Origin of the sequence: Streptomyces sp. NPDC057474 (assembly GCF_042802555.1) — a bacterium.
Lineage (GTDB): Bacteria > Actinomycetota > Actinomycetes > Streptomycetales > Streptomycetaceae > Streptomyces.
Window position 1 is genome coordinate 1 of the sequence record NZ_JBHVDX010000341.1, and the last position, 7,351, is coordinate 7,351.

Sequence of the window (7,351 nt, forward strand, 5' to 3'; positions counted from 1 at the left end):
CCGCCCGTAAGGGGCGGTAGGGGCGAAACGGCTTGACTCAGCCCAGCCGGGCCTCCAGCTCGGCCACGATCTCGTTCACGCCGATGGCGACCTGCTCGCCGGACTCCATGTCCTTGAGCTGGACGACGCCCTCGGCGAGGTCGCGCTCCCCGGCGACGATCGCGTACCGCGCGCCGCTCCGGTTTGCGTTCTTCATCGCGCCCTTCAGGCCCTTCGCGCCGTACGAGAAGTCGGCCGCGATGCCCACCTTGCGCAACTCGGTGACCTTGGCGAAGAGGAGTCGGCGGGCGTCCTCGCCGAGCGGGACGGCGAACACGCTGGTGGCGGCGGGGAGTTCGAGCTCGATGCCCTCCGCCTCCAGGGCCAGGACCGTGCGGTCGACTCCGAGGGCCCAGCCGACCGACGGCAGCGCGGGGCCGCCGATCATCTCGGACAGGCCGTCGTAGCGCCCGCCGCCGCCCACCGCGGACTGGGAGCCGAGACCGTCGTGGACGAACTCGAAGGTCGTACGCGTGTAGTAGTCCAGGCCGCGCACCAGCTTGAGGTCGTCCTCGAAGGAGACGCCCGCCGCCGTGAGCAGCTCGCGCACCTCCTCGTGGTACGCCTTGCAGGCGTCGCAGAGGTAGTCGCGCAGCAGCGGGGCGTCGGTCAGCTGCTTCTGGACGTCCACGCGCTTGTCGTCGAGGACCCGCAGCGGGTTGATCTCGGCGCGGCGGAGCGTGTCCTCGTCCAGGTCCAGGCCGCGCAGGAACTCCTGCAGGGCGGCCCGGTAGACGGGACGGCACTCCTTGTCGCCGAGGCTGTTCAGCAGGATGCGGAAGTTCCTGAGGCCCAGCGAGCGGTACGCCTGGTCCGCCAGGATGATCAACTCGGCGTCCAGGGCCGGGTCCTCGGCGCCGATCGCCTCTGCGCCCACCTGGGAGAAGTGGCGGTAGCGGCCCTTCTGGGGGCGCTCGTAGCGGTAGTACGAGCCGGAGTACCAGAGCTTGACCGGGAGGTTGCCCGCCTTGTGCAGGTTGCCCTCCAGGGCCGCGCGCAGCACGGAGGCCGTGCCTTCGGGGCGCAGCGCGAGCTTGTCGCCGCCCTTGGTCTCGAAGGCGTACATCTCCTTGGTCACGATGTCGGTGGACTCACCGACACCGCGCGCGAACAGCTCGACACTCTCGAAACCGGGCGTCTCGATGTAGCCGTAGCCGGAGTCGCGCAGCGGCGCGGCGATGGCCTCGCGGACGGCCAGGAACTTGGCGCTGTCCGGGGGCAGCAGGTCGTACGTGCCCTTGGGGGCCTGAAAGGTGCTCACGGAAGGTCTCTCGTCACATTCCTCGTCGGGGAGGGGTCGTCGGACCCGCTCCCTGGCCGCCGGCGGCCACCTGCCGCAGATACGGGTTGGTGGCGCGCTCCTGGCCGATGGTCGTCTGGGGGCCGTGGCCGGACAGCACCACGGTCGAGTCGTCGAGCGGCAGGCACACACGGGCCAGCGAGTCGAGCATCTCGGCCATGTCACCGCCGGGCAGATCGGTGCGTCCGATGGAGCCGGCGAAGAGCAGATCCCCGGAGAAGAACACGGCGGGGATCTCCGTGTTCTCGGGCATCCGGAAGGTCACCGACCCCTTGGTATGGCCGGGCGCGTGCGCGACGGACAGCTCCAGACCGGCCAGCTCCAGCTTCGCGCCGTCGGTCAGCTCCTTGACGTCACCCGGCTCCCCCACGGTCAGCTCGCCCATGAGCGGCATGCCGATGGAACGGCCGAGCGCCTTCTCGGGGTCGCTCATCATGTACCGGTCCTGGGGGTGGATCCACGCCGGTACGTCGTGCGCGCCGCACACCGGGACGACCGAGGCCACGTGGTCGATGTGACCGTGGGTGAGGACGACGGCGACGGGCTTGAGCCGATGCTTCTTCAGCGTCTCCTCGACTCCCTGGGTGGCCTGGTGGCCCGGGTCGATGATCACGCACTCCTCACCGGCGGCGGGGGCGACCAGATAACAGTTGGTCCCCCAGGCCCCGGCGGGGAACCCGGCAATGAGCACGATCGTCCTTCTTGTGTCGTACGAGAGTGGTGGGTTGCTGTGGATCAGAGCCTACCGGCGCTGCCGTTTCCTCAGCGAACCCATATACGGTACGGGTCACACGCAAACAGTCGACTCGACGGACGCGCGACGCACCCGTCGGCGTACGAGACGCATGAGGAGAGAACCCCGTGGTCAGCCAGGATCAGCGGCGGCGTCAGCTCGCCCGGGAGAAGTTCTTGCGGCAGCAGCAGCGGCGCACGTCCGCGCGACGCAAGGCCCATGTCCGCAACGCCGTGATCGCCTCGGTGCTCGGTGTGATCCTGGTGGGCAGCGTGGCGCTGTACACGACCGACGTCCTCAAGGGCGACGACAAGAAGGACAACGCGAGCGCGGAGGTGTCCCCGAGCGCCTCGCCCAGCGCCAGCAAGGCGCCGGACCCGTGCGAGAAGGCGGCCGCGGGCAAGGTGAAGGAACTCACCTACAAGAAGGAACCCGCGATCACCATCGACAAGACCGCGAAGTACACGATGGATCTGCAGACGACCTGCGGTTCCATCCCCATAACGATGGACGCGGCGAAGGCCCCGCACACGGTCAACTCGTTCGACTTCCTGGTGAACAAGGGCTACTTGGACCACACCAAGTGCCACCGTCTCACCACGCAGGGCATCTACGTGCTGCAGTGCGGTGACCCGCAGGGCACCGGAATGGGCGGTCCCGGCTACACGATCCCGGACGAGAACCTCAAGGACTCGCGCCTGAAGGGCGATGTGTACCCGGCGGGCACGGTCGCGATGGCGAACCAGTTCAACGGGCAGACGGGCGAGGGCAAGAACAGCGGCGGCAGCCAGTTCTTCCTCGTCTTCCAGGACAGCCCGCTGCCGGCCAACTACACACCGTTCGGCACGATCTCCGAGGCGGGCATGAAGGTCCTGACGAAGATCGCCAAGGCCGGTGAGAACACCGGCATGGGTGATGGGACGCCCAATGCGACCGTTGTGATCAACAAGGCGACTGTCAAGAAGTCCTGACTGCCAACAGTGAAATTTCGGTCGCGCGGGATGCGGACAGGCAACCCGCCGGTCGCCTATGTTGGCCGTGACGAAACTGTGGACGATGCTCGGGGGCGCTGAGGCTCCTTGCAGGCATCATGTGGAGGAGGCGCTGTGAGCAGCGACCCGTGGGGCCGCGTCGACGAGACGGGGACCGTGTACGTGCGTACGGCCGACGGCGAGCAGGTCGTCGGTTCCTGGCAGGCCGGCTCCCCTGAGGAAGCGCTGGCCTACTTCGAGCGCAAGTACGAGGGTTTGGTCGTCGAAATCGGCCTCCTCGAGAAGCGGGTGAAGACCACCGACCTGTCCGCGAAGGACGCACAGGTCGCGATCGACCACATTCGCGAGCAGGTGGACGCGCATCACGCGGTCGGTGACCTGGCCGCGCTCAAGGTGCGGCTGGACAAGCTCGTCGAGACGGTCGAGGCGCGCCGCGAGGAGCGCAAGCAGCAGCGGGCGAAGCAGTCCGACGAGGCCCGGCACGCCAAGGAGGCCCTGGTCACCGAGGCGGAGGAGCTGGCCCAGTCCGACCAGTGGCGGTCCGCCGGCGAGCGGCTGCGGGCGCTGGTGGACACCTGGAAGGGTCTGCCGCGGCTGGACCGGAAGTCCGACGACGAGCTCTGGCACCGTTTCTCGCACGCCCGCTCGGCGTTCTCCAAGCGTCGCAAGGCCCACTTCGCGCAGCTCGACTCGCAGCGCGAGGACGCCCGCAAGACCAAGGAGAAGCTGGTCGCGGAGGCCGAGGCGCTGTCGAACTCGTCCGACTGGGGCCCCACGGCGGCGCGCTACCGCGAGCTGATGGCCGACTGGAAGGCCGCCGGCCGCGCCCAGCGCGAGCACGAGGACGACCTGTGGAACCGCTTCCGCGGCGCCCAGGACGTCTTCTTCGCCGCCCGCAGCTCCGTGTTCGCCGAGCGTGACGCGGAGCAGACGGAGAACCTCAAGCTCAAGGAGGAGCTGGCCGGGGAGGCCGAGAAGATCCTGCCGGTGACGGACCTGAAGACGGCACGTGCCGCCTTCCGCTCGCTCAACGAGCGCTGGGAGGCCATCGGCCATGTGCCGCGTGACGCCCGCCCGAAGGTCGAGGGCCGGATGCACACGGTCGAGCGGGCCATCCAGGAGGCCGAGGAAGCGGAGTGGCGCCGCACCAACCCGGAGGCCCGCGCCCGCGCCGCCGGTCTCACGGGCCAGCTCCAGGCCGCCGTCGACAAGCTGACGAGTCAGATCGAGGCGGCCCGTGCCCAGGGAAACAGCGCCAAGGCCGACAAGCTCCAGCGAGAGCTCGACGGCCGCCGGGCCCTGCTGGACCAGGCGCTGAAGGGTCTGCAGGAGTTCGGCGGCTGACGCCGACAGTCGATACGTGAGAGGGGCTCCCGTACGGTTCGTACGGGAGCCCCTCTCACGTGTGCCGGGTCACGCTCTGCCGGGCTTACGGCCTCCGTGCCGACGTCACCCGGTACACGTCGTAGACGCCTTCCACACCACGTACGGCCTTCAGGACGTGGCCCAGGTGCTTCGGGTCGCCCATCTCGAAGGTGAAGCGGGAGGTGGCGACGCGGTCACGGGAGGTCTGGACGGCGGCGGAGAGAATGTTGACATGCTGGTCGGACAGGACGCGGGTGACGTCCGACAGCAGACGGCTGCGGTCCAGGGCCTCGACCTGTATGGCGACGAGGAAGACCGAGGACTGGGTGGGCGCCCACTCGACCTCCAGGATCCGCTCGGGCTCGCGGGAGAGCGACTCGATGTTGACACAGTCGTTGCGGTGAACCGATACGCCGCTGCCGCGGGTGACGAAGCCGATGATGGGGTCGCCGGGGACGGGCGTACAACAGCGGGCGAGTTTGACCCAGACGTCCTCGACGCCCTTGACCACGACACCGGGGTCGTTGCTGCCGCGCCGCTTGCGGCTCCGGCCGCGGGTGGGCGGTACGGCCTCGTCCATCTCCTCGGTGGCCGCCTCCTCGCCGCCGAGGGCCTGGACCAGCTTCTGCACCACGCTCTGCGCGGAGACATGGCCCTCGCCTATGGCCGCGTAGAGGGCGGAGATGTCCGGGTAGCGCATCTCGTGGGCGAGGGTGACGAGTGAGTCACCGGTGAGGATGCGCTGGATCGGCAGGTTCTGCTTGCGCATCGCGCGGACGATGGCGTCCTTGCCCTGCTCGATGGCCTCGTCGCGCCGCTCCTTGGAGAACCAGGCGCGGATCTTGTTGCGGGCCCGCGGGGACTTCACGAAGCCGAGCCAGTCGCGAGAGGGGCCCGCACCGGCCGCCTTGGAGGTGAAGACCTCCACCAGGTCGCCGTTGTCGAGGGTGGATTCGAGGGGGACGAGGCGGCCGTTGACCCGGGCGCCTATGGTGCGGTGGCCGACCTCGGTGTGGACCGCGTACGCGAAGTCGACGGGGGTGGCGCTGGCCGGCAGCGCTATGACGTCGCCCTTCGGCGTGAAGACGAAGACCTCGTTGCGCGACAGGTCGAAGCGCAGCGACTCCAGGAACTCGCTGGGGTCCTCGGTCTCCTTCTGCCAGTCGAGGAGCTGGCGCAGCCACGCCATGTCGTTGAGATGGTCGTCCTTGCCGGTGGTCCTCGGCTGGTCAGAACGCACCTTGGAGGCGCCGGCGACGGCCTCCTGCTTGTACTTCCAGTGCGCGGCGATGCCGTACTCGGCGCGGCGGTGCATGTCGAACGTACGGATCTGGAGTTCGACCGGCTTGCCGTTGGGCCCGATGACCGTCGTGTGCAGCGACTGGTACATGTTGAACTTGGGCATCGCGATGTAGTCCTTGAACCGCCCCGGAACCGGGTTCCAGCGGGCGTGGACGGTGCCCAGGGCCGCGTAGCAGTCGCGGACGGTGTCCACCAGGACGCGGATGCCGACCAGGTCGTAGATCTCCGCGAAGTCGCGACCGCGGACGATCATCTTCTGGTAGACGCTGTAGTAGTGCTTCGGGCGGCCGGTGACCGTGGCCTTGATCCGGGCGGCACGCAGGTCCTGCTGCACCTCGTCGGTCACTATGGCCAGGTACTCGTCACGCTTCGGTGCCCGCTCGGCCACCAGCCGGACGATCTCGTCGTACATCTTGGGGTAGAGGATCGCGAAGGCGAGGTCCTCCAGCTCCCACTTGATGGTGTTCATGCCCAGGCGATGGGCGAGCGGCGCGTAGATCTCGAGGGTCTCGCGCGCCTTCTTCTCCTGCTTCTCGCGCTTGAGGTAGCGCATGGTGCGCATGTTGTGCAGGCGGTCGGCGAGCTTGATGACCAGGACGCGGGGGTCCTTGGCCATGGCGACGACCATCTTGCGCACGGTCTCGGCCTGGGCGGCCTCGCCGAACTTGACCTTGTCGAGCTTGGTGACGCCGTCGACGAGGAGGCCGACGGAGTCGCCGAAGTCGCGGCGGAGCTGGTCGAGGCCGTACTCGGTGTCCTCGACCGTGTCGTGCAGCAGCCCGGCCATCAGGGTGGCCGGATCCATGCCCAGCTCGGCGAGGATGGTGGTGACGGCGAGCGGGTGCGTGATGTACGGGTCGCCGCTCTTGCGCTTCTGACCGCGGTGCCAGCGCTCGGCGACCTGGTAGGCCTTCTCGATCTGGCGGAGCGTCGAGGTCTCGATCTTCGGGTCGTTGCTGCGCACGATCCGCAGCAGCGGCTCCAGGACCGGGTTGTACGGGTTGGACCGCTGCACGCCGAGGCGGGCGAGCCGGGCGCGTACGCGGTTGGAGGAGCCGGAGCGGGCGGGCTGGCCCGTGGCGGCAGGGCGGGCCGGGGGCGCCGGAGTGGGCGCGGGCGCGGGGCGCTCGGGCGATTGGGACGCCCCCTCTGGAGCGGAGTCGGGAGTGGGCTTGGGGCGCGACGGGCCGGCGGCCTTGTCGGCCGGCGCGGACTGGGCGTGCTCGACCGGGCCCTGCGCGGACGTCGCGGTGTTCGCCTTCGTCGCGTTCTGCGCGGGCGTGGCCGCGGGACCCGAGGCGGACTCGGGCTTGGCGGCGGTCAGGTGCTGGGCCTCGTCTGCCAAGAGGGCTCCTCGTGCGCGATCCGGGTCCCCCGGTCAGGCTCCGGAGCACCCATGGTAGCGATCCCGCGTCCCAGGATCGCCTTCAGGCCACTGTGAGGGTCGTCTACAGGTGAAACACGAGAGGCGGGCACCGGATTCCTCGGGGGCGGACTCGGGGTGTGCGTGGTGGCGAGCGCGCGGTGGTACACGCGGGGTACGGCGGTGGTGCGCGCGGCGGTGCGCGGCGGACCGTCCCAGGTGCCGGGAACAGCGCGGCGGGCGCCCCGGAAAGGATC

The 7,351-nt window shown here is 69.2% G+C and carries 5 protein-coding genes; 2 read left to right on the forward strand and 3 right to left on the reverse strand.

The genetic code is table 11. The features are described 5' to 3' along the window. Window positions 1-37: 37 nt before the first annotated feature. A complete protein-coding gene (hisS, locus tag ACFU53_RS45030; protein WP_384005825.1) occupies window positions 38-1,300 on the reverse strand; it encodes a histidine--tRNA ligase in 1,263 nt (420 codons plus the stop codon). A 13-nt stretch (window positions 1,301-1,313) separates the two neighbouring features. Continuing rightward, window positions 1,314-2,030, reverse strand: a complete 717-nt coding sequence (locus tag ACFU53_RS45035) for an MBL fold metallo-hydrolase (protein WP_384005827.1) — start codon at window positions 2,028-2,030, stop codon at window positions 1,314-1,316. A 170-nt stretch (window positions 2,031-2,200) separates the two neighbouring features. Between ACFU53_RS45035 and ACFU53_RS45040 the strand changes: the two genes are divergently transcribed. Both ACFU53_RS45040 and ACFU53_RS45045 read left to right on the forward strand, forming a co-directional pair. Continuing rightward, window positions 2,201-3,043: a peptidylprolyl isomerase gene (locus tag ACFU53_RS45040; protein WP_384005829.1), complete on the forward strand. Its 843-nt coding sequence runs from the start codon at window positions 2,201-2,203 to the stop codon at window positions 3,041-3,043. 135 nt (window positions 3,044-3,178) lie between these two features. Beyond that, on the forward strand, window positions 3,179-4,408 hold the full coding sequence (locus ACFU53_RS45045) for a DUF349 domain-containing protein (RefSeq protein ID WP_384005831.1): 1,230 nt from the start codon (window positions 3,179-3,181) through the stop codon (window positions 4,406-4,408). An 85-nt stretch (window positions 4,409-4,493) separates the two neighbouring features. Here the strand turns inward: ACFU53_RS45045 and ACFU53_RS45050 are convergent, their stop codons facing one another. Beyond that, a complete protein-coding gene (locus ACFU53_RS45050) occupies window positions 4,494-7,076 on the reverse strand; it encodes a RelA/SpoT family protein (protein ID WP_384005833.1) in 2,583 nt (860 codons plus the stop codon). Window positions 7,077-7,351: the final 275 nt, after the last annotated feature.